The sequence below is a fragment of the Burkholderia singularis genome, assembly GCF_900176645.1.
GTDB lineage: Bacteria > Pseudomonadota > Gammaproteobacteria > Burkholderiales > Burkholderiaceae > Burkholderia > Burkholderia singularis.
Genome location: NZ_FXAN01000063.1, coordinates 15,610 through 40,256 on the forward strand (window position 1 = coordinate 15,610; position 24,647 = coordinate 40,256).

Sequence of the window (24,647 nt, forward strand, 5' to 3'; positions counted from 1 at the left end):
GCGCAATGGGTGGGTTGCGAGCCGATGCGCATCCGGGCGGATGCCGAAGCATGCCGGGCTTGCGAGCGGCGCACGCGCGGCATCCGGGCGCGCGCGCCGGGCCGCATGCCCAAGCGGCCTTCGGCGCGCCGCCGCCATGAAACCGCCACGGCAACGCTAGCTTCGGCGCGAGTCATCGAGACTGGCCAAACGCCAAACGCGCCGCCGTTTCCGGCGCATGGGTTCATTTGCGCATTGCAGTAGAATGGATGTCTATCCTCGATGCCGACCATGAACGCCGACCTTCACTGCCATTCGAACGTCTCCGACGGCAAGCTCAGTCCCGCCGACGTCGCGCGCCGTGCGCACGCGGGCGGTGTCACGCTCTGGGCGCTGACCGATCACGACGAACTCGGCGGGCAGCGCGCCGCGCGCGAAGCCGCCGAGGCGCTCGGCATGCGCTACCTGAGCGGCGTCGAGATCTCGGTGACGTGGGCATCGCGCACGGTGCACATCGTCGGCTTGAATATCGATCCGGAGAACCGCACGCTTATCGACGGCCTTTACCAAACCCGCAACGGCCGCGCGGCGCGCGCGGTCGAGATCGGCAACGCGCTCGCGGCGCTCGGCATCGAGCGCGCTTACGAAGGCGCGCTCGCATATGTATCGAATCCGGACTTGATCTCGCGCACGCACTTCGCGCGTTTTCTCGTCGACAACGGTTACGCCACGTCGACGGCCGACGTGTTCGATCGCATCCTCGGCGATGGCAAGCCTGGTTATGTTCCGCACCGCTGGGCAAAGCTGTCCGACGCGGTGGGGTGGATCAAGGCAGCGGGCGGCGAGGCGATCGTCGCGCACCCCGGCCGCTACGCGTATACGCCGGTCGAATTCGACGCGTTCTTCGGTGAGTTCGTCGAACTGGGTGGCGTCGCAATCGAAGTCGTGACGGGCAGTCACACGCCCGATCAATACCGCGAATATGCGGATGTCGCGCGGCGTTTCGGCTTCGAGGCGTCGCGCGGTTCCGATTTCCATGCGCCCGGCGAGGGTCGTACCGAACTCGGCGGCTTGCCGCCGCTGCCATCCGATCTCAAACCCGTCTGGGAACGCTGGCTGTAGCGGCGTTCGCGCAGCCGCGCGGCCGGCGGGAAGCCGGCGCGCGCGTCGACCGATTCCTTCTGTCCCCATGTCCCAATTTTTCAGGATTCATCCGGACAATCCGCAGCCGCGGCTTGTCAAGCAGGCAGCCGAGATCGTGCGCGGCGGCGGCGTGATCGCGCTGCCGACCGATTCGAGCTATGCGCTCGCATGCCATCTCGACGACAAGGATGCGGTGGAGCGCGTGCGGCGGATTCGCGGGCTCGACGAGAAGCAGCATTTGTCGCTGCTCGTGCGCGATTTGTCCGAGCTGGCGACGTTCGCGATGGTCGACAATCGCCAATACCGGCTGATCAAGTCGGTGACGCCCGGGCCTTACGTGTTCATCCTGCAGGCGACGAAGGAGGTGCCGCGCCGGCTGTCACACCCGTCGCGCAAGACGATCGGGTTGCGCGTGCCCGCTCACGCGATCACGCTCGCGCTGCTCGAGACACTTGGCCAGCCGCTCCTTGGCACGACGCTGATCCTGCCGCCCGATCCCGATCCGCTCAACGATCCGGACGATATTCGCGCGCGTCTCGAAAAGCAGCTCGATCTCGTGATCGATGGCGGCGCGTGCCCGCGCGAGCCGTCGACCGTGATCGATCTGACGAGCGACGAACCGCAACTCGTGCGGGCCGGGCGCGGGCCGCTCGAACCGTTCGGCCTTTCCGCGTGAGCGTGGGCAGGAGCGCGAGCGGTGCGTGCCGCACGGCTGCCGCTCCTCCAACTGCCAGGCCGCCCGCGCGCACTTACCTGTCTGGCCACGCACCATCCGCATATTTTCCGCTTGTTACAATAGCGCGCTATGAATGCTTCCCTGATCCAGACGATCGCCGTCTATGCGCTTCCCGTGATCTTCGCAATCACTCTGCACGAAGCCGCACACGGCTATGCCGCGCGCCTGCTCGGCGACAACACCGCGTACATGATGGGCCGCGTGTCATTCAATCCGATGCGCCATATCGATCCGATCGGCACGATCGTGATTCCGCTCGCCCTGTATTTCCTGACGAGCGGCGCGTTCCTGTTCGGTTATGCGAAACCGGTGCCCGTCACGTTCCGCAATTTGCGCGACGTGCGCTGGGGGACATTCTGGGTATCGCTCGCCGGGCCGGGCTGCAATTTCGTGCAGGCGCTCGTGTGGGGTTTCGTGAGCATCGGCCTCGCGGCGCTGTCGATTGACGAGCCGTTCTTCACGCGGATGGCGGCAGCGGGCGTCGGTGTGAATCTGGTGCTCGCCGTGCTCAATCTGTTTCCGCTGCCGCCGCTCGACGGCGGCCGCATTTTGGCCGCGCTGCTGCCGCCGAAGCAATCGATCGCGCTGTCGCGGATCGAGCCTTACGGTTTCCTGATCGTGCTCGCGCTCGTGGCGACGGGGCTGTTGACGAAGTTTTGGTTGCGGCCGCTCGTCGGCGCCGGCTATACGGTCGTCACGGCCATCCTGACTCCTTTCGCTTCGCTTTTCTAACGACAATCATGTTCCCAGACCGTATTTTTTCCGGCATGCGACCCACGGGCTCGCTCCACCTCGGCCATTACCACGGCGTGCTGAAGAACTGGGTGAAGCTGCAATCCGAATATCCGTGCTTCTTTTGCGTGGTCGATTGGCACGCGCTGACGACGCACTACGAAACGCCCGAGGTGATCGAGAAGAATGTCTGGGATGTGCTGATCGACTGGCTCGCGGCGGGCATCGATCCCACCCAGGCGACGCTCTTCATCCAGAGCAAGGTGCCCGAGCACGCCGAGCTTGCGCTGCTGCTCGGCATGAGCACGCCGCTCGGCTGGCTCGAGCGCGTGCCGACCTACAAGGAGCAGATCGAGAAGCTCAAGGACAAGGATCTGTCGACGTATGGCTTTCTCGGCTATCCGGTGCTGATGGCGGCCGACATCCTGCTGTACCGTGGCTCGCTCGTGCCGGTGGGCGAGGATCAGGTGCCGCACGTCGAGATGACGCGCGAGATCGCACGCCGCTTCAACTACCTGTACGGCCGCGAGCCCGGTTTTGAGGAGAAGGCGAACGAGGCGGCGAAGAAGCTGGGCGGCAAGCGCGCGAAGCTTTATCACGAGCTGCGCAATGCCTACCAGCAGGAGGGCGACGACGAGGCGCTCGAGCAGGCGCGTGCGATGTTGCAGGAATCGCAGAGCCTGTCGATGAGCGACCGCGAGCGGCTGTTCGGCTACCTCGAAGGCGCGCGCAAGATCATTCTGGTCGAACCGCAGGCGCTGTTGACCGAAGCGTCGCGGATGCCCGGCCTCGACGGGCAGAAGATGTCGAAGTCGTATGGCAACACGATTGGCCTGCGCGAGGACGCCGAGACGATCGGCAAGAAGGTCCGCACGATGCCGACCGATCCGGCGCGCGTGCGCCGCAGCGATCCGGGCGATCCGGACAAGTGCCCGGTGTGGCAGCTCCATCAGGTCTACACGGACGACGCGACGCACGACTGGGTGCAAAAGGGCTGCCGCTCGGCGGGCATCGGCTGCCTCGAATGCAAGCAGCCGGTGATCGAAGGGATTCTGCGCGAGCAGCAGCCGATGCTCGAACGCGCGCAGAAATATATGGACGATCCGTCGCTGCTGCGCGCAATCGTCGCGGACGGCTGCGACAAGGCACGTAAGCATGCGACGGAGACGATGCGTGACGTGCGCGAGGCGATGGGCCTGTCGTACAACTGACGCGGTTGGCGGCGGCGCTCGCCGCGCCATGCGGCAAAGGTCGGGATTACCGCGTTACGGAATGGCCGTCTAATCCGCTACAATCGACGCTTACCGATTTTTCATCGTGTTTGTTTCATGACCAACGGCACTCAAGACGGCATTCAAATCCGCGGCAGCATCCCCGCGATCATCACCCCGATGCTCGATGACGGCAGCCTCGATCTGGCGGCCTTTCGCAAGCTGATCGACTGGCATATCGAAGAGGGGACGGATGCCCTCGTGGTGGTCGGCACGAGCGGCGAATCGGCCACGCTCGCGGTCGACGAGCATGTGCTGATGATCGAGACCGCGGTTCGCCAGGCGGCCAAGCGGATTCCGATCATCGCGGGCGCGGGCGGCAATTCGACGGCCGAGGCGATCGAATTGTCGAAGCGCGCGAAATCGGTCGGCGCCGATGCGACGCTGCAAGTGGTGCCGTATTACAACAAACCGACGCAGGAAGGGATCTACCGGCATTTCAGGGCGATTGCCGAGGCCGTCGATCTGCCGATGATCCTGTACAACGTGCCGGGGCGCACGGTCGCGGACATGTCGAACGAGACGATCCTGCGTCTTGCGCAGGTGCCGGGCATCGTCGGCGTGAAGGAGGCAACGGGCAACATCGATCGCGCGGCGCACCTGATCAAGGCCGCGCCGGCTCATTTCGCGATCTACAGCGGTGACGATCCCACTGCGATCGCGCTGATGCTGCTCGGCGGCCACGGCAACATCTCGGTCACGGCGAACGTCGCGCCGCGCGCGATGAGCGAACTGTGCTGCGCCGCGCTGGCCGCCGATGCGAAGACGGCCCGGAGCATCCACCTGAAACTCCTGTCGCTGCATAAAAACCTGTTCATCGAGGCCAATCCGATTCCCGTGAAATGGGCTCTGCAGCAAATGGGCAAGATCGCGGGCGGCATTCGCTTGCCGCTCACGCCACTCGATGCGCGCTGCCATGAAGCCGTGCGCGACGCGCTGCGCGAGGCGGGTCTTCTGTAAGACAGGCACGGCCGGCGCGTGCGGCCGCCTGTTGCCCGATTCATCCAAACCCCGACCCGGCGCACTCCGGCGTCGTGCGTGACACGCGTTTCAGCAAGACGAAGGACTTCATGAAACATTCCGCCTTTTCCTCCCGCGCGATCCACGCATCGGTGTTGACGTTGGCGCTCGTCGCGCTCGCCGGCTGCGACACGCTGAACGACTATCTCGCACCGGATCGCGTCAATTACAAATCGACCGGTTCCGCGCCGCCGCTGCAGGTGCCGCAGGATCTGACCGCCGTGCCGCTCAACCCGGCCTATGTCGCGCCGCCGACGAATTCCGGTCTCGGCACCGCGCCGACGCGCGTGGTCACTGCCGCGGGCAATGCGACGCAAGGGCAGCCGACCGCGCAGGACCCGTTCGGGATGCACGTCGAGCGTGACGGCGACCGCCGCTGGCTCGTCGTCGACGGCCGCACGCCCGAGCAGCTTTGGCCGCAACTGAAGGATTTCTGGCAGGACAACGGTTTCTCGCTGAAAACCGACGCGCCGTCCACCGGGATCATGGTGACCGATTGGGCGGAAAACCGCGCGAACATCCCCGACGACTGGTTCCGCAGAACGGTTGGCCGGGTGATCGATTTTGTTTATTCGTCGGGCACGCGTGACCGGTTCCGCACGCTCGTCACGCGCACGGCAGACGGCAATACCGACATTTCGATCACGCACAGCGCGATGGAAGAGAAGATGACGGGTACGCAGGGCGGCACGTCGTCGCGCTGGGAGGAGCAGCCGCGCAATCCGGTGCTCGAGGCGGTATTTCTCGCGAAGCTGATGGAGAAACTCGGTTTGACCGAAGCGCAGGCGAAGCAGTTGATCGCCGACGCGCGTCCCGCGTCGGCGCCTTCGACGGTCGTCGGCTCCAATGCCGGCGGGGCGACGCTCGATCTGGCCGAATCGTTCGATCGCGCATGGCTGCGCGTTGGGCTGGCGCTCGATCGGACCAATTTCACCGTCGACAATCGTGATCGCGAAAAGGGCCTCTACTACGTGCGCTACGCGAATTCGATGGAGGAGCTCAAGCGCGACGGGCTGTTCGGCAAGCTGTTCTATGGCGGGCCGACCGCGGCCAAGCCGGGTAAGGAGTTCCTCGTCAACGTGCGCCGGCAGGGCGATGCGCAGACGCAGGTGGCCGTCGTCGATGCGAACGGCCAGGTCGACAATTCGTCCGAAGCGCGGCGGATCATCTCGCTGCTGCATGCGCAACTGAACTGACGCGCGTGCGATTCGCGAGTTTGGGAAGCGGCAGCGAAGGCAACGCGCTCGTCGTCGAAGCGTCCAGCGGCGTGACGACGACGCGCGTGCTGCTCGATTGCGGTTTCTCGGCCAAGGAAATCGAGCGCCGTCTCGCGCGTCTCGATTTGAGCGTCGACGTGCTCGACGCAATTTTCGTCACCCACGAACACGGCGACCATGTTGGTTGCGCGTTGACGCTAGCGCGCCGCGCGTCGTTGCCGCTCTATATGAGTTGGGGCACCGCGCGCGCGATCGGCGCCGATGACGCGGGCATCGATCTGCGCGTGCTGTGGGAGGGCGACGCGGTTGCGTTGGGCGATCTGAGCGTGCTGCCCTATACCGTGCCGCACGATGCACGCGAGCCGCTCCAATTCGTGTTCGGCGACGGCGCGAAGCGTCTTGGCGTGCTGACCGACGTCGGCATGTCGACGCCGCATATCGGCACCGTGCTGAGCGGCTGCGACGCTCTCGTGCTAGAGGCGAATCACGATGCCGCGATGCTTGCCGCGAGCCGCTATCCGGCATCGCTGAAGGCGCGTATCGGCGGCTCCCACGGCCATCTGAGCAACGACGCGGCGGCGCAGATCCTCGCAGCGCTCGATTGCAGCCGGCTCAAGCATCTGGTAGCCGCTCATCTGAGTCAGCAAAACAATACGCCGGAACTGGCGCAGGCGGCGCTCGCCGCGGCGCTCGGGGGCGGGGCGGGCGACGTGCTCGTCGCGTCGCAACGCGACGGCTTTGGCTGGCTTGGCCTGGGCTGAGCGTATATCGGCATTCCGGCCAGCCTCGAACGGCAGCGGACGCCATTGCAGCAGACGTAAAAAACCGGCCCGAAGGCCGGTTTTTTGCTGGTGCTGACCTGCAACAGCCTTACTGGCTCGCGCCCGAAGCCGGAGCAGCCGTCGCTGCCGAAGCAGCCGACGCCACTGCAGCAGCCGCATCGCTCGCAGCAGCCGCGACGCTCGAAGCAGCAGCGGCAGCAGCGTCCGAAGCAGCAGCGGCAACCGTCGAAGCAGCCGAAGCGGCGGCAGCATTCGCGTCGCTAGCAGCCGACGAAGCAGCTTGCTCGGAGCTCTTGTTGCACGCAGCCAGTGCAACGGCAGCCAACAGGGAAGCTACGAGGAGGGATTTCTTCATGATCACGTCCTTTTATGGTTAAAGGTAAGCAACAGCGCGAAACAATACCGGTAATGTGCTCCAACACCGACCTGGGCCGCTGGTGGAGATGCACTTCTAGAGCGTGAATCTTCCCTACGGCTTGGGCGGAAATTATATGCACTTTCCTATCGACCGTCGACAAATGCGGGGTCAATACGTTGTCTTTCCCATACAAAACGGGCGTTCGCATGGGCGTACAGTCAGGCAACTTGCAACTTTACTCCAACTTGCCCACCTGTATCCAGCCCGCACAATACCATTCGTGCAGCAAGGCTGTCATCGACGGGTCCTTTGAGAGTGTTACAAACCGTTTCGCATCGATTTGACGCGTATCGGCCAATTCAGGCAGCCATTTTGCCGTGTCCGCGAGCGCATAGGCTTCGCCGTTGATGAAATACGAGCGGCGGCTGTACAGCAGCGCCGTTTTCCTGTCGAGCCGGACGCCATGGCGGCCCGCCTGCGCCGCGAACACGACTTCGCTGATGCGTCGGGCAGGGGGCTCGAACACGACGTTCGATTTGGGCTCGCTCAAATAGCAACCCAGGAAATCGCCGATGTCCCGCTCGTCCCATTTGATTTTCGACAGCATCGCGGCGACGCGTTCGATCATCGCCGGCGGCAGTTGCGCGGGCGTGTCGACGGCGGGCTGCGCGGGATCGCGGTATGGCGCGTCGTCGTGTGCGCCGGTGCGCAGGTTGCCGCGCTCGGCGAGGTGATAGAGGAACTGCGCGCGCAATTCGCCGGCGCACGGCGCCCGGAAGCCGATCGAGCACGTCATGCATTCGCCGATCGCAACGCCGTCGTGGGCGATGTGCGGCGGCAAATACAGCATGTCGCCGGGCTCGAGCACCCATTCGTCGGTGGGCTCGAAGTGCTCGAGAATCTTGAGCGGCAATCCTTCCTGCAGCGACAGATCGCGTTGCGCGCCGATGCGCCAGCGGCGCTTGCCATGCACTTGCAGCAGGAACACGTCATACGAGTCGAAGTGCGGGCCGACGCCGCCGCCGTCCGTTGCATACGAAATCATCAGATCGTCGACGCGCGCGTCCGGGATGAAGCGAAAGCGTTCGAGAAGCGCGCGGGCGCGATCGTCGTGCAGATCGAGCCCTTGAACGAGCAGCGTCCACTCGCGGCGTTTCACGGGCGGCAAATCGCCCTGCTCGAACGGGCCGTGCTTCAGTTGCCAACTGTTACGAAAATGCGTGACGAGCCGCGATTCGACATCGTAATCGCTGGCCAACTCGAAGAGCGCGTCGCGCGAGACGGGCGGCGCGATGCCGGGCACGGCCTGGCGGATCAGCAGCGGCTTTTTTTGCCAATATCGGCGCATGAATTGCGCGGCAGTGAGATTGCCGAGGAGCGGGGTCGGCGTATCGGTGCGCGGCGCGCGGCTGCGCGCGCGTGCACGGCCGGACAGTTCGGGTGGTGGCCGTTGGGGCATCGTATAATGACTGATGTACTTGGGAGAATTGGATGAAAATCGCAAAAAACACTGTCGTATCGGTCGCCTACAAGCTGTCGGATGCGCAAGGCAATCTGATCGAGGAGAGCGATGAGCCGATGGTCTATCTGCACGGCGGCTATGATGGCACGTTCCCCAAGATCGAGGAACAACTCGACGGCCAGGAACCCGGCTATCAGGCGCAAATTCAGTTGGAACCGCAGGATGCGTTCGGCGATTACGATCCGGAACTCGTGAAGATCGAACCGCGCGACCGTTTCCCCGAGCCGCTCGAAGTCGGCATGCAGTTCGAGGGCACGCCGGAGGACGGCGACGAGGAAATCGATTCGCTGATCTACACGGTGACCGATATCGCGGAAGACAAAGTAGTGCTCGACGGCAACCACCCGCTCGCGGGGATGGCGCTGCGTTTCGCGCTGACGGTAAAGGATGTCCGGGAAGCGACGGAGGACGAGATCGAGCATGAGCACGCGCATGGCGCGCAAGGGCTCGAGATCGTCGACGACGACGATGACGACGGCGAGGACCGCGACTCAGCGCGCACGCTGCATTGAGTCGGCCGGCATGCTGCTCGGCGTTTGCACGGGTGGCATGCCGGATGAGTGGTAGCCGTTGTCGTGAATGTCGCGCGGCTCGTAGCCGGAAGGCCATGCGCTGCTTGCACTCGAGTCGGGCAGCGCGGGCGGCGTCTGGATTTCCGGCATGTCGGGCATTTGCGTCTCGTCCCGGGGCGCGACGGGCAGCGCGGGCGGTGGCGGCAGATGCTTCGGCACGGTTTGCACGCTGACGCTGAACATCGGCTGCCGCGCGGAATCGACGCCGATCTTCACCCATTGCGTCAGACGGGCGCGTGGCGCGATCGCGATGCGGGTCAAATTGCCGATCGGATTTCCTTTGTCGTCATGCAATGGGCGGTCGATCATGAAACCGCTGTCGAGCGTTTCCTCGGTCGGATGCACGACGACGATCGGGCCGCGGAAAATCGCCGCGGCTTTAACCAATGAGCGTTTGAATTCGCGAAAGCCGTCGCGCGTGCGAGGGCGGTTGAAACGCAGCCATCCGAAGCGCTCGGTGCGTTCATAGCGATCGAATTGCGGATCGCCTTCGACGAAGATCACGAGTGCGCGCGCGTCGCGGCGTTTCGCGTACTCGGTCGCATGATCGATCCAGAACGTGTTCGCGATCACGCGATCCTCGAATTCGCCGTTGCGCCCGCCTGCCGTCAGGTAGTGATTGTTTGGACTTGGCGCATTCAGACCGACGAACACCGTATCGCCCTGAATCCAGCGGACATTTTCGCGGTATGGGTGAAAGCGCGGCACTTCGCTTTCACGCGTGAGCGTGAGCGGATTCGCGCCCGGCGATGCGGGCTCGACAAACACGTTCTGCCGCAGGAAATCCAGCCGCTCGACGGGGTCGTATGCGCCGGCGTCGCGCGTATTGCACGCGACCCAGTCGTATTGGCCGGGCAGCAGTACGAGCGGCACGCGCGACGTCGCGAGAATTGCGTTGCGCTCGTCATAGAGCCGGTCGCGGCAAGCTTCGCCGGGTCCCTTCAAATTGCCTTCGTAGACGATGAACGACACGGCGCGGTCGCGTCCGATCGCATCGATCAGATGTCGCGCATGCGGCTCGTCTTCTGGCGACGCGATCACGCCGGACACCACCGCGAATGCATATCGGCCGCCGCGCGCGAGCGCGTGCGGCGCGCCGCACGCGAGTATGCACGCGAGTGCGAACGCGGCCGCGCGCGAGCGCGGCGAGACGCGTCGAGCGATGGCGTCAGTGCGGCGCATCGGTCGCGTTCGAGCGGGCGAGTGCATGAAGCTCGTAAAGCAGATCGAGCGCATCGCGTGGCTTGAGATCATCCGGATCGAGCGCGAGCAGGCGCTCGAGCGCCGGATTCGGCGCGGCGGCGGGCGCTTCGTCACGGTCATCGGCGGCTGCCGGCGGCGCGGCGAAGAGATCGAGCTGCGGCGCCGCTTGCGCGGCGGACTGCTGTTCGAGATACGCGAGATGCTTGCGCGCGGCCCGGATCACGGGCGCGGGCACGCCTGCGAGTTGCGCGACCTGGAGCCCGTAGCTCTGGTTCGCCGGCCCTTCTTCGACCGCATGCAGGAACACGATGCCGTGGCCGTGCTCGACCGCCGACAGATGCACGTTCGCCGCATGCGGGAATTCCGCCGGCAGTTGCGTCAACTCGAAGTAGTGGGTCGCAAACAGGGTGTAGCAGCGGTTGTGCGCAAGCAGATGGCGCGCGATCGCCCATGCGAGCGCGAGGCCGTCGAATGTCGACGTGCCGCGGCCGATTTCGTCCATCAGCACGAGGCTTTGCGGTGTCGCGTCGTTCAGGATCGCGGCGGCTTCCGTCATTTCGACCATGAACGTCGAGCGGCCGCCCGCGAGATCGTCGGCTGCGCCGATGCGTGTGAAGATGCGGTCGATCGGGCCGAAGCGCGCCGCTTTCGCGGGCACGTAGCTGCCGACATAGGCCATCAGCGCGATGAGCGCGGTTTGACGCATGAAGGTCGACTTACCGCCCATGTTCGGGCCGGTGATAAGAAGCAGCTTGCGATCGGGAGTGAGCTCGCAATCGTTCGCGATGAAGCGCTCGACCTGCGCTTCGACGACCGGATGCCGGCCTTGTTCGATCTCGATGCCAAGCTCGTCGGAGAACGTGGGTGCGACCCAGTCGAGCGTGCGCGCGCGCTCGGCGAACGCGGCGAGCAGATCCAGCTCGGCCAGTCCGCCGGCCACGCGCTGGCAGCCCTCGATATGCGGCAGCAGCGCTTGCAGCACGCTGTCGTAAAGCGCGCGTTCGCGAGCGAGCGCGCGCTCCTGCGCGGACAGCGCCTTATCCTCGAAGGTCTTCAGCTCGGGGGTGATGTAGCGCTCCGCGTTCTTGAGCGTCTGGCGGCGGCGGTAATCGTCGGGCACCTTGTCGGTCTGGCCGCGCGTGACTTCGATATAAAAGCCATGCACTTTGTTGTATTCGACGCGCAGGTTGGCGATGCCGGTGCGTGCGCGTTCGCGCGCTTCGAGATCGATCAGGAACTGGCCGCAGTTCTCGGAGATGTCGCGCAGCTCGTCGAGTTCGGCATCGTAGCCGCGCGCAATCACGCCGCCGTCGCGCACCATTGCGGCCGGCTCCGGCGCAATGGCTCGGGTGAGCAGATCGAGGCAGCCGGCAGGCGGTTCGAGCGCGGCCTCGATACGGGCGAGGGCGGGGGCGTTTGGCGCGATCGCGGCGACCTGCTGCCGTAGCGTGGGCAATGCGGCGAACGTATCGCGCAGGCTGGACAGATCGCGCGGGCGCGCGGACAGCAGCGCGAGGCGTCCGGTGATCCGCTCGACGTCGGCGATCTGCCGCAGCGCCGAGCGCAGATTGTCGAGGCCCGCATGCGCGGGGGCCTCGATGAGCGCGCCGATCGCCAGGTGGCGCGCTTGAGCGGCGACCGACGCGCGCGGCGGATGATGCAGCCAGTGGCGCAGCAGACGGCTGCCCATCGCGGTGCAGCAGGTATCGAGCAGCGAGTAAAGCGTCGGCGATTCGGTGCCGCGCAGTGTTTCGGTGAGTTCGAGATTGCGCCGCGTCGACGGATCGAGCCCGATGTATTCGGATTCGGTCTCGACTTTCAAGCTGCGCACATGACGTAATTGCTGGCCCTGCGTCGAGGCCGCGTAGATGAGGAGCGCGCCCGCCGCACCGCAGGCGCTCGCAAGCGACTGCGCGCCGAAGCCGTCGAGGCTGGCGACTTCGAGCTGATCGCACAGCCGTTGCGTGCCGGAGGCGATGTCGAAGTGCCAATCGGGCACGCGCGTGATCGCGCCGATGCCCGTGGGCACGGCTTCGAGCGCGCTGTCCGCCGCGAGAATCTCGGCGGGGCGGATGCGCTCGAGCGCCGCGCCGAGTTCGTCCGGTGCGATTTCGGCGAGCCGCAGCGCACCGCTCGCGAGATTGAGCCACGCAAGGCCGACGTTCGATGCGACCCCGCGCTTGTTGTGCGCGATACAAAGCGCGAGCAGGAAGACATCGCTTTTGTCGGACAGCAGCGCGGCGTCGGTCAGCGTGCCGGGCGTGACGACGCGCACGACCTTGCGCTCGACGGGCCCTTTCGATGTCGCCGGATCGCCGATCTGTTCGCAAATCGCGGCCGATTCGCCGAATTTCACGAGCTTCGCGAGATATTGCTCGATCGCATGATGTGGCACGCCCGCCATCTTGATCGGCGTACCGGCGGACGCGCCACGCTGCGTGAGCGTCAAATCGAGCAGACGCGAGGCTTTTTCCGCGTCACCGAAGAACAGCTCGTAGAAATCTCCCATTCGATAGAAGACGAGCGTGTCGGGATGCTCAGCTTTAACGCGCAAGTATTGCTGCATCATTGGGGTGTGGCCAGCAAAGGCCTCGGGCGACAGCGTGGTCATAGATCCGGCGTAAAGTTGTGGCTTGGGTTGCCCGAGTTTACCAGTGGCTCCCGTGCACAAGCGCGAAGTTCGCCGTTCGGTCGGTGGCAGGGGAGAGCCAGCTGGGCTGCTGACGGCGCCATACCGCAATCAGTTCCCGTCCCGGCCTTGTTTTGCTGAGCCGGTGCCACGCAGCGAACGGAGTTTCGTGCGGCGGGCCTGCCCAGCCGGCCAGGACGTCGGCTTTCACATCGGATCTAGCACTCCTCCGGCGCGACTGCGGCTCCATTGACGGTTTGTCGAAGGAGGGCAGTTCAACATTGCGCGGCGACGTCCTTGCCGACGTCGTTGCGACAACGACATACGCTTGCCTGGTGCAGCACATCCCGATTCGGTCTGGCGCTATGACTTCGTGCAGGACCACTGGTGGATGGCCGGGCGTTGAAGCTGCTGTATGTGATCAATGAATACACCCGCGAGTCTGAATTGCGGCGCCTGCTCAGAGGATCGACCGATAGGTGCCGCCCTCGACGCGCACGGCGGCGCCATTGGATGCAGCGCCCAAAGGACTGGCAAGCAACGCCACCATCGCGGCAATCTCGTCGGCCTCGATCATGCGGGCAATCAGCGAGCTTGGGCGATACGTGTCGAAGAAGTGCGACTCGATTTCAGCATCAGTCATATCGGGTCGCGGCGCGGTCTGCCGAAGATATGCCACGATGCCTTCCGAACGAGTGGCGGACGGCAGTACGCTATTGACGGTCACGCCGGTTCCCTTCGGCAGTTCGGCCATTCCGCGTGAGACCGCGAGTTGCGCCGACTTGCTGACACCGTAGTGCACCATGTCCGGAGGTGTGAATGCACCGACTTCGCTGGACATGAAGATGACGCGCCCCCAGTTCTTCGCAAGCATGCGCGGAAAGTAATGACGAGACAGCCGTACACCGGACATCACGTTGACGTCGATCATTCTCAGCCAGTCGTCATCGGTGATCTCGGCGAACGGCTTGGCTTCGTAGTAGCCGAGATTGTTCACGAGAATATCCGTATCCGGCTGCGCATCGATCAGCTCCGCGGCACCTCGATCGCCGCTCACGTCGGCAACGATTCCGCGCACGTTACCGCGTTGCCCGCCAGCGGAGAGCTCGGCCACGGCTGCGTCGAGCTTGTCACGTTGACGCCCGGTGATCGTGACCGCCACGCCTTCGGCGGCCAACGTTCGTGCAATCGCCATGCCGATGCCGGCAGTGGCGCCGGTGACGATCGCGGTTTTTCCTTCAAGTTGCAGATCCACGGTTTGTTTCTCCTTTACTCATCGAGGAACCGGCACTGCCGGTCTATTGCGCGGCATTACTTGAGCCGCTTCAGCATTTCGCCGGCGACATCCCGAGCTGAGGCCGGATTCTGTCCGGTGATCAATTCACGATCGGTCACCATGTGCGCGGTAAAGGGCACCTTGTTGCTGCTGTAAATCCCACCCGCGCGTTGCAATGCAGTCTGCGGATAGAACTTCATCGCGCCGCCGCCGAGCAGCCCTTTGGCCTGCTCTTCTTCCGCGTTGCTGATCACCGCCCTGAATCGATGCGAATTCGACGGGAATGCCGGCCGCGTCGAGTTCGGCCAGCGGATGCGTCACTTCGCCGAGATAGAAACCGGCCGGCTCGCCGGTTGAGCCTTTCTCCGCGTGGCTCGTGAGTACGAATAGGACCGGTAGATCCTGCCGGTGGCGATGTTCGCCGTTCATGCTGTGCTCCTGGATTTCGGTGGGTGACTCGATGCAGTCACGATGCACGCACTTTATTTGGTTCATTGGCGGAGATAAATTGACGCAAAAGTAAAGCTTTTGTTCTTTGGGGGACAAGATGGCGCGTAAATTCGACCCTCTCGGTGACGTGGAAGCGTTTGTGACGGTGGTCGAAAAAGGGTCGATGACTGCCGGCGCGGTGGCATTGGGCAGCACGCCTTCCGTATTGAGCCGGGCCATCACACGTTTGGAAACCCGGTTGGGCACGCAATTGCTGCGTCGGTCTACGCGGCGGTTGAGCCTGACGGAGCACGGCAGGCACTATCTCGAACAATCGCGCGCGGCGTTTCTGTTGATCGATGACGCCGAGCGGGCCATTCAGGGGCACAGCGGTACCTTGACCGGCCATGTCCGGCTGAGCGTACCAACGACGTATGGACACTATCGTCTGCCACCGCTGCTGCGACGGTTCACGCGGGAACACCCGCACGTTCGCGTGGAGTTGAACATCGCGAACCGGAACGTGGATCTCGTGGCCGAGGGCTTCGACCTGGCGATCCGTCTGGGCGAGCTACCGGACAGCGGTCTGGTCGCGCGCAAGCTCGAGGATGTGGCGCTGTGCGTTGTGGCGTCGCCCGAGTACGTCGCCCACGCCGGCATGCCCGGAAACGTGGCCGACCTGGAGCACCATCTTTGTTTGCCGTTCATGCTGCCCAGCAGCGGCCGTATCGCGCCCTGGGTGTTTCGTGACGGCGATCGGGACATCGATTGGTTGCCGTCTTCGAATGTCGCGGTGTCCGACGATGTACTGGGTGTCGTTTCAATGGCGCAGAGTGGTGCCGGTATCTGCCAAACCTATGACTTCATCGTTCAGGATCGGCTCCGGGGCGGACATCTCGTCGAAGTGCTGCCCCATCTGCGGGGGCGCACACGACCGTTTTCGGTCATCTATGCGCCGCATCGCCGCCTGTCGGCCGCCTCTCGCCACTTGATCGACATGCTGATAACGTCGACAGCCGAGACTTGATGCGATATGGATTAATCGAAGGAGTCGAAGATTTCGGTAATTGCCGTTCCGGGCGCGCGCGACGTGCAATAACGGCCGAATTTCAATCGGCGTTGCGTAATTTGCATTCATCTTTCGGTTTCTGCTTTTTCATCTGAATCTTACTGAGTTGTAATGTGCGTCGAGTAAGCCATCGCGGAAATACCAGGGATGGCGGCTCTGAATGATCGATACGCTTGATCCGTATCGCTCGATTCTATTCGCACAAGATATTTAAATAGATGATGAAATGAATGGCGACATCGATTATGCAACGTTGGACGGGGAAGATTTAACGGGCATAAGTAATGGGAGGCGACGATTACTTTGCGCCTCCGTGGCGCTGCCCGCAGCCGCATTGGCTCATCCGATTCGTGGCTGGGCAAATGGGCATGGCCCGGCCGACGAGCTTCCCGCCATCCACGTCACCGCGCCCTCCGAAACCAGCTTGCCGCTTCCGTCGCCCGGCGGCCCCGCCGGCGGATATAGCTGGACGACCGGGCTGGAAAATTATCGCGGCGGAATTTTTCAAATCGGAAAATTCAAACTCGTTAATGGAAAAAGAATATTCGCCGCCGCAAGCGAGGGCAGGACGATCGACGCATTGGCCGAATTCGCTTACGGGATCGAATTGTCCAGTAATAAGCTGATACAAGCGCAGATCGCGACATACGGGTTATTTACACAATGGCTGGTGAATAGCGGATGGCGAAATATCGTGGGGGCTAATGAATATGGTCTGTCCAATACGACATATAGCGGGCTGACCGCCGCATTCGGATTATTCAGCGATTATTACTTTAGCCGGCTACCGGCACCGCCGATTTCGGATTTCCGGTTCTACGCCACGCCGTTTTTTACGCTGGCTGCCTATGATTACTGGTTCAGGGGAAACGGTGCTTCGAGAACGGTGGATTTGCCGTCTCTTCGGTTGGGGATTGGCGTCAAGCAAATAGACGCGATCAAGAATATCGTCGTCAACGATGGCATGGGGCCTGGTGTCTATCCGATCGATGCGGTATTCAGTACGAACTTGATTTCGGAAAACGAGTGGATCGTGGGAGCGGCTCTTGGGCGGGTCAGCGGACATGTCACCGGGCAACTCACACTGGCCGCCAACGGCGGTTATTCCTTCCTGGGCGAATATACGCTGAATCCGGACAGGTTCGACTTTGATGTATCGAGATCGCGGCCCGATGTTCAAGAGCGGTTGACCACATTGGTGCGCAAATTGGGCGAGGTTGCCGGGCATACCGACTTCACGATTTATTTCAACGGATCGCAAAAGGTGGATGAATCCGGAACGCGTGCCAGCATCAAGGCGATGGCCGGCGGCGGGCCGATTCTGAGGCCGTCCTTTGGCGGCAGAGCGCCCCGCCGGTTGGGTGCTGCCGGCTAGCCGGCCCGTCGCGGTGAGCCGATCAAGGATGCCTGATGCGCTTGCAGCAGCGGGTTCGGAATGAGGTGCATGGTGAGGTCAATGCTCAAGTGTTTGGGATATTTGCTGCTGCTGTTTGTTATCGTTCTAATGGCTTTGGCGGCGTTACTGGTTTATGTCAGAACCTACGACGGTGGCGGTGGAGTGTGCCCGGATATGGACAAATCGAAAATCGAAGTACACATCAGAGATTACGCCCATGGAAAATTCCCTCGTGCCGACTTGGTTTTTAACGAAGAATTCTCTTATATGAGCGATTTGGCGCAATGGAAGGTGCCCTACTATGTCGACGGATATAGGTATGTAGTGAAAATGAACTGCGCCGGATATATCCTCGACGACGTCGGGCCATACAACTGATCGGGTCCGGAAAGGTTGGGCCGATGAGAATGGCACCGATGTCGTCATGACTGTCACATTCGGCGGGTGTGGCAGGTTCACCGTACGTGTTCATCGGCCTGAACAAATTCCGCTACATTGCCGCGCTCAGCGCCGTTTCCCAGGATACAGCGCATACGCGCCATCACCGATCAGGGACAGTGCGATCAATGCGATCGCCCAGAACATCGGGTATTCCCAGCCGCCGCCCCGGTTCGTGAACAGCCAGCCGTTCGCACCGTGCACCATGAAAACGGTGCCGAGCATCTCGAGGGCGAGCGGCAGCGCGACCCACGACGCGTACACGCCTAAAATCAGCGCGAGTCCGCCGAAGAGTTCGAGCGCGATCGTCAGGTAGGCGGCGATCGCGGGCAAACCGAGCGATGCGAAATAACCAACAAATCCCGTAATCGTGAAGACGAAGATTTTCAGGCTCACATGAGCGAGAAAGAGGACGCCTAGACTCACGCGCAGCAGCAGCGCGGCATACGGGACGGTATCGAGTTTGATCATTGGGCTTGCCTGTTTGGTCGAGGTTGGAAACGGAAAATGGGTTGCGTTATCAACGCGCGTTGACTGGAAGGTTAGGGGCAAGCCGATTCGGCATCAATCCGCGATTGATTGATGAATTAATTCTTGATGGTTATTAATTGTGCGCAAGCCGCACAGGCAATCGACGCGTTGGCGCGTGCGCGGCATTTGTACTCGGCTGGCGGCGGCACGGAGTTGCGCAATACGGAAGGACGGGGTAGGGGAAGAGGCGAGAGCCTGCGTCGCAAGCCGTCCGTGCGGTGGTAAATGCAAACGGCCCGCGGCGCATCGAGCGCAAAGCTCGAAGGCCGCGGGCCGTCGAAGAGCGCCGCCACCGCGCGGACGCGGTGGCGCAGCACAGCCGCTTATTCCGCTGCCGGCCGCGTATGCGTATAGCGGTTCAGGATCGGGATCATCTGCGCATAGATTTTCGGGTTTGCGGCGACGATTTCGCGCTGGTGCAGAAAATCGGAATCGCCCGTGTAGTTGCCGACGAGGCCGCCTGCCTCGGTGATCAGCAGGCTGCCCGCAGCGACATCCCACGCGTTGATGCCTTGCTCGAAAAAGCCGTCGAGGCGGCCCGCGGCGACGTTCGCCAGATCGAGCGCCGCGGCGCCCGGGCGGCGCAGGCCGGTGCACGCCTGCGTCATCTCGGTGAACAGGCGCGCATACGCTTCGAGCCCTTCCTGCTCGCGGAACGGAAAGCCCGTGCCGATGAGCGCGTCGGCCAGACGGTCGCGCCGGCCGACGCGGATGCGGCGGTCGTTCAGAAAAGCGCCGCGGCCGCGCGTGGCGGTGAACAGATCGTTATTGTTCGGATCGTAGACGACCGCCTGCGTGACGACGCCCCGATGCGCGAGCGCGATCGATATGCAGTAGTACGGGAAGCCGTGGATGAAGTTGGTCGTGCCGTCGAGCGGATCGATGATCCATTGGTATTCGGATTCATTGTCCGACTTGCCGGATTCCTCGGCGAGGATCGCGTGATCGGGGTAGGCGGTTTTCAGCGTCTCGATGATCGCATCTTCCGACGCTTTGTCGACCTCCGTCACGAAATCGTTGTGCTGCTTCTTGCGGATTTCGATCAGATCGAGATCAAGCGATGCGCGGTTGATGATTTGCCCGGCGCGGCGCGCGGCCTTGACGGCAATGTTGAGCATGGGATGCATGGGGCTGAATCCTGAATCCAGTGGCCGGCGGTGCGAGGCCGCCGCATGATGATCGAACCGGCGATGCGGCGCCTGGCTTGCGGTTGCGGCAGGCTAGGCGTTTCGCCGACGGAAGACGAATTGGCAAAGAGCGATAAAAGTGCGGCCCGAACGATGCGATGCCGCCTTCGAATATGCAATTTTACCCGACTCGCGGCGCTTTGATGCGAAACCGCCGTGCGGATTCGCCTGGCCGTTCGGCCGAGTGGGTTTGCATGCGGGATGGCGATACCATACCGGCATTCCTGTCAATTTAAAGAATCTCTTGGACTCTCAGCAAAAACCTTCCGCGCCGGCCGCCGGCGACGGGCCATCCTCCGCGGCGAGGACCGCTCGCGGCGGATTTACGTCCACACGCTTCGTGCTCGTCGAGCCGAGTCATCCGGGTAACGTCGGCGCCGCCGCTCGCGCGCTGAAGACGATGGGCTTTTCGCGTTTGGTGCTCGTCGCGCCGCGTGTGCCGCATGTGCAGAGCGATCCGGAGGCGACCGCAATGGCGAGCGGCGCCGACGACGTACTTGCGTGCGCGCATGTCGTGCCGACGCTCGCCGATGCGCTCAACGGTGTGCACTGGTCTATCGCGCTCACCGCGCGCTCGCGCGAATACGGTCCGCCTCGGCTTGCGCCGCGTGCGGCTGCCGCGACCGCGAGCCGCCATGTGCAGAGGGGCGACATCGCGTTCGTGTTCGGCAACGAGCGTACCGGTTTGTCGAACGAGCACGTCGAGCGTTGCAGCGCGATCGCGCACATTCCGGCCAACCCCGCCTACAGCTCGCTCAATCTCGCGCAAGCAGTGCAGGTGCTCGCCTACGAGCTGCGCGTCGCATTGCTCGACGACGAAGCAGTGGCGTTGCCGCAGGATGCCGGCGCGGGCGAACTCGCGCAAAGCGACGAGATCGAGCGTATGTTCGTGCATCTGGAGAATGCGTTGATCGCGCTCGATTTCCTCGATCCGCGCCATCCGAAGAAGCTGATGTCACGGCTGCGGCGGCTGTTCTCGCGAACCGGGCTCGAACGCGAGGAGGTCAACATCGTGCGCGGAATCGCGAAGCATATCCTGCTGAAAACGGGCGAGCGCGGCGCTGGCGTCGAGGGCGGGCAGCCATGACCGGTGGCTGCGCGCACGCATGAGCCGCAGGCGGTCCCGCAAGAAAAACGGTTGGCGTGCCGATATCCGCCATGGCGGCAGGGGTAAGCGGCGCATGTGCTGCACGCACCGGGCGCGCGCTCTACAATCGTGCGGACGTCATAAGCAAAGCGGTTAAAACGATATCGGTTCCTGCCGCAGCGGCAGCCAGCCGGCCTTTTCCGGCGGCTGCATCCTGGCTCCTACTTGCATCGCCATCATCATGTTCACGAGACTTCGCGAAGACATTGCCACGATTCGCGAGCGCGATCCAGCCGCTCGCAGCGCCTGGGAGGTGCTCACGTGTTATCCGGGGCTGCATGCGCTGATGTTTCATCGCATCGCGCACGCATGCTGGCGCGCGAATTGGCGTTGGCTCGGCCGGTTCGTGTCCCAGATCGGGCGCTGGATGACGGGCATCGAGATCCATCCGGGCGCCACGCTCGGCCGGCGTGTGTTCATCGATCATGGGATGGGCGTCGTGATCGGCGAGACGGCCGTGGTTGGCGACGATTGCACGATCTATCAGGGCGTGACGCTCGGCGGCACATCGCTTGCGCGCGGCGCGAAACGTCACCCGACGCTCGGGCGCGGCGTGATCGTCGGCGCCGGTGCGAAAGTGCTCGGCGGCTTCACGATCGGCGAGGGCGCGAAGATCGGCTCGAACGCGGTCGTCGTGAAGCCGGTGCCAACTGGCGGGACGGCGGTTGGTAACCCCGCGCGGATCGTATTGCCTGTCGCGGCCGAACAGCGCGCGCCCGAGCGCTCCGCGTTTTGCGCCTACGGCATCACGCCTAACGCGGACGATCCGATGTCGCTTGCGATTCACGGGCTCATCGATCATGCGGCGAAGGAGGCGCGCCGGGTCGATGAAATCGTCGCCGCGCTCGAGCAGCTTGGCACGCATTTGAATGCGCTGCAGGGCGTGGATGGCGCGCAGCTCGATTTACGCCGGTTGTCTGCGGTGCTCGAGGGCAGCGCGCTCGAACGTTGACGGCGGGGCAAGCGCGGTCGTAGGCGGCGTTGCCACGCGTCGCGTCGACGTCAATCAAATCTCAAGTGAAGTCATGCGCGAAGTGCACGGGGTGCGGATCGTGGATGGTGAGTGATTGCGGTGCGCAATCGCGTATCGCACGCTCGTCAGGCTGACGAAGGTCCGGAAATCCGCCGCGGCCGATGCGCTCAATCGAGCGGCAATGCGCGAATTCCTTGTGCGTCGATGCACAAATAGCCACCGCGCGGCACGCCGTGATCGAATTCCCAGTCGGGCAGCACCCAGCGCGTGCCTTCCGGTTCGACGTGGCGCGCCGGCTTGTGCGTGTGGCCGTGGATGATGACCTTTGCGGCGCTGCGCACGAAGAGCGCGGCCACGCCCCGGCGCGTGACGTCGTAAAGCGCGGAGGCGGGGCGCATCCGGCCCGCTTCGCTGTTGGCGCGCATCCGCTGGGCGAGCGCGCGCCGCCAGCGCAACGGGCAGCGCTGGAACAGCCACTGCGCGGCGCGGTTGCGCGCAAAGCGCCGGAACATCTGGTAGCCGCGGTCGGCGGTACATTGTGCGTCGCCGTGCGCGAGCGCGATCCGTCGCCCGAACGCGATGACGACGGACGGATCGGGCAGCGGCATCGCGCCCGCCACTTTCATGAAGCGTGGGCCGAGCAGGAAGTCGCGGTTGCCGTGCATCACGTAAAGCGCGATGCCGCGTTCGGAGAACGTGTGCAGCAATGCGGCAATGCGCTGCGCGAAAGGGTCGTCTTCGAGGATGTCGTCGCCGATCCAATATTCGAACAGATCGCCGAGAATGAAGACAGAATCCGCGCTGTCGGCCGTCACGCGCACGAAATGCTCGAACGCGGCAACCGTGCGCGGAATCGCGTCGCTCAGGTGCAGGTCCGAGATGAACAGGAACGGGCGTGTGGCGTGCGAGACTCCGCGTTCGCCCGGTACGCCCGCAAAGACGCTACGCGGCGGCGTTTCCTGCAGCATCGAAGATTTCCCCCCCGGCGTCGTTATGCGCGGAATCGCGTCAGACCACCACGGCCTTTTCGATGATGACGTCGTCGGTCGGCACGTCCTGATGGAAGCCCTGGTTGCCCGTCTTGACCGCCTTGATCTTGTCGACCACGTCCTGACCTTCGACGACCTTGCCGAACACCGCGTAGCCCCAGCCTTGCGGCGTCGGGGACGAGTGGTTCAGAAAGTCGTTGTCGTTCACGTTGATGAAGAATTGCGCGGTCGCCGAGTGCGGGTCGTTGGTGCGGGCCATCGCGATCGTGTACGCATCGTTCTTCAGACCGTTGTTCGCCTCGTTCGTGATCGGCGCGTCGGTCGGTTTTTGCTTCAGGCCCGGCTCGAAGCCGCCGCCCTGGATCATGAAGCCGTTGATCACGCGATGGAAGACCGTGCCGTCGTAGTGGCCCTTCTTGACGTAGTTGAGAAAGTTCTCGACTGTCTTCGGCGCTTTCGCGGCGTCGAGTTCGAGCTTGATGACGCCGTGATTCGTATGCAGTTCGACCATGATGATTCCTTCGATGGAGTGGATTAAACGGCGCGCGGCCGGTCGGAACGACACGGCCGCGCGAAAAGGTGGCGTCGACTTATTTCGAGACGATCGTGGCCGATTCGATCACGATCGGCTTTTCGGGCACGTCGCGCATCGGGCCGCGCACGGTCGTCGTCGTCGCTTCGATCTTCTTCACGACGTCCATGCCCGAGACGACCTTGCCGAATACGGCGTAGCCGTTGCCGTCGGGGTTCGGGTAATCGAGGCCCGCGTTGTCGACGGTGTTGATGAAGAATTGCGCGGTCGCCGAATTCGGATCGCTCGTGCGGGCCATCGCGATCGTGCCCGCCAGGTTCTTCAGCCCGTTCTTGCTTTCGAGCGGGATCGGCGCGCGGGTCGGCTTCTCGTCGAAGTTCGCCTTGTAGCCGCCGCCTTGGATCATGAAGCCCTTGATCACGCGATGAAAGATCGTGCCGCTGTACTGGCCTGCCTTCACGTAGTCGAGGAAGTTGGCGACCGTCTTCGGCGCTTTTTCCGGATACAGCTCGACACGGATATCACCCTGGGTGGTCTTCAGTTGGACGACGGGGTGCGTGGCGGCCGTTTGCGCGAACGCGGGGGCGCTCGCGACGAGGGCGGCGCTGCCAAGCGCCAGCAACAGACGTTTCATAACGATCCTCTGGGTGGATGAAGATAGAAAAGGCACGCGCCGCACCGCTTGCTACCGGGACGGCGCGACGTATGGCGTCGCAAGCGAGCCGCTCGGGCCGCCGTACTGGAACGTCGGTGACAACGGCAGCGTGGTGGTGGTCATGTTCGCGCTCGCGCGCTCAGCGTAATCGCGCACGGACGCCGCCGATGCGCCCGCCGCCTTGGCGGCCTTCGGCTGCGAGACGATCTTTTGCAGATCCGCCAGCCGCTGCGCGGTGGCGCCGCTCGTGCGGCCGAGCTTTTGCGCGCGCTTGTACGATTCGGCGGCGAGCCGCAGGTACAGATCGCCGAGGTTCTCGTAGGCGAGGCCGTAGTTCGGGTTCGCCTGCGTCGCGGTGACGAGCGCGTTGCGCGCATCGTCGTAGCGGCCGTGCTTCGCGTAGAGCGCGGCGAGGTTGTTGTACGGTTCGGGCAGCTCCGGGTACGACTGGGTCAGCTCGACGAACTGCTTGATCGCGTCGTCGTCGCGATTCAGGTGGGCGAGCACGGTGCCGCGCTTGAACTGCGCCTGCACGTCGCGCGGGTTCGACGCGATGCGCGCATCGAGCTGGGTGAGCGCGCGCTGCCAGTTTCGGCCCGCGATCGACGCGTCGATGTCCGGCGTGCCATCGGTAGGCGTGCGGGAGATCTGTGCATGGGCCGCTGCGGCCGACAACGCGAGCGCGGCGCTCACGGCGGCGGTCGCAACAAGGGTCGCAGCGCTCGGCGCAAGGCCGCGGGAAGGTTTCATAGGCTCAAATCGGAATGTTATACTCCGACCCATTCTAACAAAACGTCCGCGCGTTCCGGCGAGCCGCGGTCAGTCTTTGCCTCTTGTGGCCGTTACCGCAACGACTGCGGA

Annotated in this window: 26 protein-coding genes and 2 pseudogenes; 15 read left to right on the forward strand and 13 right to left on the reverse strand. The window is 63.5% G+C overall.

Annotation, left to right across the window (positions count from 1 at the left end):
• Positions 1–270 precede the first annotated feature (270 nt).
• From BSIN_RS13945 to BSIN_RS26025, 8 genes are all read left to right on the forward strand, one after another.
• Positions 271–1,101: a 3',5'-nucleoside bisphosphate phosphatase gene (locus BSIN_RS13945; RefSeq protein WP_069235186.1), complete on the forward strand. Its 831-nt coding sequence runs from the start codon at positions 271–273 to the stop codon at positions 1,099–1,101.
• A gap of 67 nt (positions 1,102–1,168) precedes the next feature.
• Positions 1,169–1,798: an L-threonylcarbamoyladenylate synthase gene (locus BSIN_RS13950; RefSeq protein WP_059516665.1), complete on the forward strand. Its 630-nt coding sequence runs from the start codon at positions 1,169–1,171 to the stop codon at positions 1,796–1,798.
• A 129-nt stretch (positions 1,799–1,927) separates the two neighbouring features.
• Positions 1,928–2,590, forward strand: coding sequence for a site-2 protease family protein (locus tag BSIN_RS13955; protein ID WP_059516667.1), 663 nt, complete (start codon positions 1,928–1,930; stop codon positions 2,588–2,590).
• An 8-nt stretch (positions 2,591–2,598) separates the two neighbouring features.
• Positions 2,599–3,801 carry a tryptophan--tRNA ligase gene (locus BSIN_RS13960; RefSeq protein ID WP_059516669.1) on the forward strand — a complete coding sequence of 401 codons (1,203 nt, stop codon included), beginning with the start codon at positions 2,599–2,601 and terminating at the stop codon, positions 3,799–3,801.
• A 117-nt stretch (positions 3,802–3,918) separates the two neighbouring features.
• Complete coding sequence (dapA, locus tag BSIN_RS13965) at positions 3,919–4,821, forward strand: 4-hydroxy-tetrahydrodipicolinate synthase (RefSeq protein WP_089340956.1); 903 nt, start codon at positions 3,919–3,921, stop codon at positions 4,819–4,821.
• Between the two features lie 110 nt (positions 4,822–4,931).
• On the forward strand, positions 4,932–6,077 hold the full coding sequence (gene bamC / locus BSIN_RS13970; protein ID WP_059516877.1) for an NlpB/DapX family lipoprotein: 1,146 nt from the start codon (positions 4,932–4,934) through the stop codon (positions 6,075–6,077).
• A gap of 5 nt (positions 6,078–6,082) precedes the next feature.
• On the forward strand, positions 6,083–6,859 hold the full coding sequence (locus tag BSIN_RS13975) for an MBL fold metallo-hydrolase (protein ID WP_089340957.1): 777 nt from the start codon (positions 6,083–6,085) through the stop codon (positions 6,857–6,859).
• Positions 6,860–6,952: 93 nt separating this feature from the next.
• On the forward strand, positions 6,953–7,144 hold the full coding sequence (locus BSIN_RS26025) for a hypothetical protein (RefSeq protein ID WP_059516879.1): 192 nt from the start codon (positions 6,953–6,955) through the stop codon (positions 7,142–7,144).
• Here BSIN_RS26025 and BSIN_RS26780 read toward each other — a convergent pair.
• Both BSIN_RS26780 and BSIN_RS13990 read right to left on the reverse strand, forming a co-directional pair.
• Complete coding sequence (locus BSIN_RS26780; RefSeq protein WP_009904701.1) at positions 7,141–7,410, reverse strand: hypothetical protein; 270 nt, start codon at positions 7,408–7,410, stop codon at positions 7,141–7,143. The genes BSIN_RS26025 and BSIN_RS26780 overlap by 4 nt on opposite strands.
• Positions 7,411–7,473: 63 nt before the next feature.
• Entirely contained in the window at positions 7,474–8,697 is a 1,224-nt protein-coding gene (locus BSIN_RS13990) for a cupin domain-containing protein (RefSeq protein ID WP_089340959.1), read from the reverse strand.
• Positions 8,698–8,729: 32 nt separating this feature from the next.
• Between BSIN_RS13990 and BSIN_RS13995 the strand changes: the two genes are divergently transcribed.
• A complete protein-coding gene (locus BSIN_RS13995; RefSeq protein WP_059516678.1) occupies positions 8,730–9,272 on the forward strand; it encodes an FKBP-type peptidyl-prolyl cis-trans isomerase in 543 nt (180 codons plus the stop codon).
• On the opposite strand, the gene BSIN_RS14000 is transcribed toward BSIN_RS13995, so the two are convergent.
• Both BSIN_RS14000 and mutS read right to left on the reverse strand, forming a co-directional pair.
• Positions 9,252–10,514, reverse strand: coding sequence for a hypothetical protein (locus BSIN_RS14000; protein ID WP_369828186.1), 1,263 nt, complete (start codon positions 10,512–10,514; stop codon positions 9,252–9,254). The genes BSIN_RS13995 and BSIN_RS14000 overlap by 21 nt on opposite strands.
• Positions 10,501–13,146 carry a DNA mismatch repair protein MutS gene (gene mutS, locus BSIN_RS14005; RefSeq protein ID WP_089340960.1) on the reverse strand — a complete coding sequence of 882 codons (2,646 nt, stop codon included), beginning with the start codon at positions 13,144–13,146 and terminating at the stop codon, positions 10,501–10,503. The genes BSIN_RS14000 and mutS overlap by 14 nt, the downstream gene beginning before the upstream one ends.
• 289 nt (positions 13,147–13,435) lie before the next feature.
• Here mutS and BSIN_RS24940 point away from each other — a divergent pair.
• Positions 13,436–13,605 (forward strand): annotated as a pseudogene (locus BSIN_RS24940) (IS3-like element ISBcen23 family transposase); the annotation flags it as partial.
• 19 nt (positions 13,606–13,624) lie between these two features.
• Here the strand turns inward: BSIN_RS24940 and BSIN_RS14010 are convergent.
• From BSIN_RS14010 to BSIN_RS26510, 3 genes and pseudogenes are all read right to left on the reverse strand, one after another.
• Positions 13,625–14,419 (reverse strand): SDR family NAD(P)-dependent oxidoreductase, encoded by a 795-nt coding sequence (locus tag BSIN_RS14010; protein ID WP_089340961.1) that lies wholly within the window; start codon positions 14,417–14,419, stop codon positions 13,625–13,627.
• Positions 14,420–14,475: 56 nt separating this feature from the next.
• Positions 14,476–14,694, reverse strand: a complete 219-nt coding sequence (locus BSIN_RS14015) for a type 1 glutamine amidotransferase family protein (RefSeq protein ID WP_256583799.1) — start codon at positions 14,692–14,694, stop codon at positions 14,476–14,478.
• Positions 14,690–14,869, reverse strand: a pseudogene (locus tag BSIN_RS26510) (type 1 glutamine amidotransferase domain-containing protein); the annotation flags it as partial. The gene BSIN_RS14015 and the pseudogene BSIN_RS26510, both read right to left, overlap by 5 nt.
• A 118-nt stretch (positions 14,870–14,987) precedes the next feature.
• Here BSIN_RS26510 and BSIN_RS14025 point away from each other — a divergent pair.
• The 3 genes from BSIN_RS14025 to BSIN_RS14035 all read left to right on the forward strand — a co-directional run bounded on the left by BSIN_RS14025 (position 14,988) and on the right by BSIN_RS14035 (position 17,712).
• Positions 14,988–15,896 carry a LysR family transcriptional regulator gene (locus BSIN_RS14025; RefSeq protein ID WP_089340962.1) on the forward strand — a complete coding sequence of 303 codons (909 nt, stop codon included), beginning with the start codon at positions 14,988–14,990 and terminating at the stop codon, positions 15,894–15,896.
• A 268-nt stretch (positions 15,897–16,164) separates the two neighbouring features.
• Positions 16,165–17,313 (forward strand): lipid II-degrading bacteriocin, encoded by a 1,149-nt coding sequence (locus tag BSIN_RS14030; RefSeq protein WP_089340963.1) that lies wholly within the window; start codon positions 16,165–16,167, stop codon positions 17,311–17,313.
• A gap of 81 nt (positions 17,314–17,394) precedes the next feature.
• A complete protein-coding gene (locus tag BSIN_RS14035) occupies positions 17,395–17,712 on the forward strand; it encodes a hypothetical protein (protein WP_143757445.1) in 318 nt (105 codons plus the stop codon).
• Positions 17,713–17,838: 126 nt separating this feature from the next.
• Here BSIN_RS14035 and BSIN_RS14040 read toward each other — a convergent pair whose 3' ends face one another.
• Positions 17,839–18,243 carry a DoxX family protein gene (locus BSIN_RS14040; protein WP_089340965.1) on the reverse strand — a complete coding sequence of 135 codons (405 nt, stop codon included), beginning with the start codon at positions 18,241–18,243 and terminating at the stop codon, positions 17,839–17,841.
• A 383-nt stretch (positions 18,244–18,626) separates the two neighbouring features.
• Positions 18,627–19,430 carry an inositol monophosphatase family protein gene (locus BSIN_RS14045; protein WP_059572142.1) on the reverse strand — a complete coding sequence of 268 codons (804 nt, stop codon included), beginning with the start codon at positions 19,428–19,430 and terminating at the stop codon, positions 18,627–18,629.
• Between the two features lie 304 nt (positions 19,431–19,734).
• On the opposite strand from BSIN_RS14045, the gene BSIN_RS14055 reads away from it, so the two are divergent.
• The gene (locus tag BSIN_RS14055) at positions 19,735–20,577 is read left to right on the forward strand and encodes an RNA methyltransferase (protein ID WP_089340966.1); all 843 of its coding nucleotides are present in this window, start codon (positions 19,735–19,737) and stop codon (positions 20,575–20,577) included.
• Positions 20,578–20,818: 241 nt separating this feature from the next.
• Positions 20,819–21,589 carry a serine O-acetyltransferase gene (cysE, locus tag BSIN_RS14060; protein ID WP_089340967.1) on the forward strand — a complete coding sequence of 257 codons (771 nt, stop codon included), beginning with the start codon at positions 20,819–20,821 and terminating at the stop codon, positions 21,587–21,589.
• Between the two features lie 188 nt (positions 21,590–21,777).
• Here the strand turns inward: cysE and BSIN_RS14065 are convergent, their stop codons facing one another.
• The 4 genes from BSIN_RS14065 to BSIN_RS14080 form a co-directional block, all read right to left on the reverse strand.
• Complete coding sequence (locus BSIN_RS14065) at positions 21,778–22,578, reverse strand: UDP-2,3-diacylglucosamine diphosphatase (protein ID WP_089340968.1); 801 nt, start codon at positions 22,576–22,578, stop codon at positions 21,778–21,780.
• A gap of 40 nt (positions 22,579–22,618) precedes the next feature.
• Positions 22,619–23,110 (reverse strand): peptidylprolyl isomerase, encoded by a 492-nt coding sequence (locus BSIN_RS14070; protein ID WP_069234162.1) that lies wholly within the window; start codon positions 23,108–23,110, stop codon positions 22,619–22,621.
• Between the two features lie 79 nt (positions 23,111–23,189).
• A complete protein-coding gene (locus BSIN_RS14075) occupies positions 23,190–23,765 on the reverse strand; it encodes a peptidylprolyl isomerase (RefSeq protein ID WP_059516703.1) in 576 nt (191 codons plus the stop codon).
• A 51-nt stretch (positions 23,766–23,816) separates the two neighbouring features.
• Positions 23,817–24,536 carry a tetratricopeptide repeat protein gene (locus tag BSIN_RS14080; RefSeq protein WP_143757446.1) on the reverse strand — a complete coding sequence of 240 codons (720 nt, stop codon included), beginning with the start codon at positions 24,534–24,536 and terminating at the stop codon, positions 23,817–23,819.
• Positions 24,537–24,647: the final 111 nt, after the last annotated feature.

Excerpts from the sequence above, each read along its gene's own strand:
- BSIN_RS13945 (WP_069235186.1), top strand. The coding sequence starts at position 271 with ATGAACGCCGACCTTCACTGCCATTCGAACGTCTCCGACGGCAAGCTC.
- BSIN_RS13950 (WP_059516665.1), top strand. The coding sequence starts at position 1,169 with ATGTCCCAATTTTTCAGGATTCATCCGGACAATCCGCAGCCGCGGCTT.
- BSIN_RS13955 (WP_059516667.1), top strand. The coding sequence starts at position 1,928 with ATGAATGCTTCCCTGATCCAGACGATCGCCGTCTATGCGCTTCCCGTG.
- BSIN_RS13960 (WP_059516669.1), top strand. The coding sequence starts at position 2,599 with ATGTTCCCAGACCGTATTTTTTCCGGCATGCGACCCACGGGCTCGCTC.
- dapA (WP_089340956.1), top strand. The coding sequence starts at position 3,919 with ATGACCAACGGCACTCAAGACGGCATTCAAATCCGCGGCAGCATCCCC.
- bamC (WP_059516877.1), top strand. The coding sequence starts at position 4,932 with ATGAAACATTCCGCCTTTTCCTCCCGCGCGATCCACGCATCGGTGTTG.
- BSIN_RS13990 (WP_089340959.1), bottom strand. The coding sequence starts at position 8,697 with ATGCCCCAACGGCCACCACCCGAACTGTCCGGCCGTGCACGCGCGCGC.
- BSIN_RS13995 (WP_059516678.1), top strand. The coding sequence starts at position 8,730 with ATGAAAATCGCAAAAAACACTGTCGTATCGGTCGCCTACAAGCTGTCG.
- BSIN_RS14000 (WP_369828186.1), bottom strand. The coding sequence starts at position 10,514 with ATGCGCCGCACTGACGCCATCGCTCGACGCGTCTCGCCGCGCTCGCGC.
- mutS (WP_089340960.1), bottom strand. The coding sequence starts at position 13,146 with ATGACCACGCTGTCGCCCGAGGCCTTTGCTGGCCACACCCCAATGATG.
- BSIN_RS14025 (WP_089340962.1), top strand. The coding sequence starts at position 14,988 with ATGGCGCGTAAATTCGACCCTCTCGGTGACGTGGAAGCGTTTGTGACG.
- BSIN_RS14030 (WP_089340963.1), top strand. The coding sequence starts at position 16,165 with ATGAATGGCGACATCGATTATGCAACGTTGGACGGGGAAGATTTAACG.
- BSIN_RS14035 (WP_143757445.1), top strand. The coding sequence starts at position 17,395 with ATGCTCAAGTGTTTGGGATATTTGCTGCTGCTGTTTGTTATCGTTCTA.
- BSIN_RS14040 (WP_089340965.1), bottom strand. The coding sequence starts at position 18,243 with ATGATCAAACTCGATACCGTCCCGTATGCCGCGCTGCTGCTGCGCGTG.
- BSIN_RS14045 (WP_059572142.1), bottom strand. The coding sequence starts at position 19,430 with ATGCATCCCATGCTCAACATTGCCGTCAAGGCCGCGCGCCGCGCCGGG.
- cysE (WP_089340967.1), top strand. The coding sequence starts at position 20,819 with ATGTTCACGAGACTTCGCGAAGACATTGCCACGATTCGCGAGCGCGAT.
- BSIN_RS14065 (WP_089340968.1), bottom strand. The coding sequence starts at position 22,578 with ATGCTGCAGGAAACGCCGCCGCGTAGCGTCTTTGCGGGCGTACCGGGC.
- BSIN_RS14070 (WP_069234162.1), bottom strand. The coding sequence starts at position 23,110 with ATGGTCGAACTGCATACGAATCACGGCGTCATCAAGCTCGAACTCGAC.
- BSIN_RS14075 (WP_059516703.1), bottom strand. The coding sequence starts at position 23,765 with ATGAAACGTCTGTTGCTGGCGCTTGGCAGCGCCGCCCTCGTCGCGAGC.
- BSIN_RS14080 (WP_143757446.1), bottom strand. The coding sequence starts at position 24,536 with ATGAAACCTTCCCGCGGCCTTGCGCCGAGCGCTGCGACCCTTGTTGCG.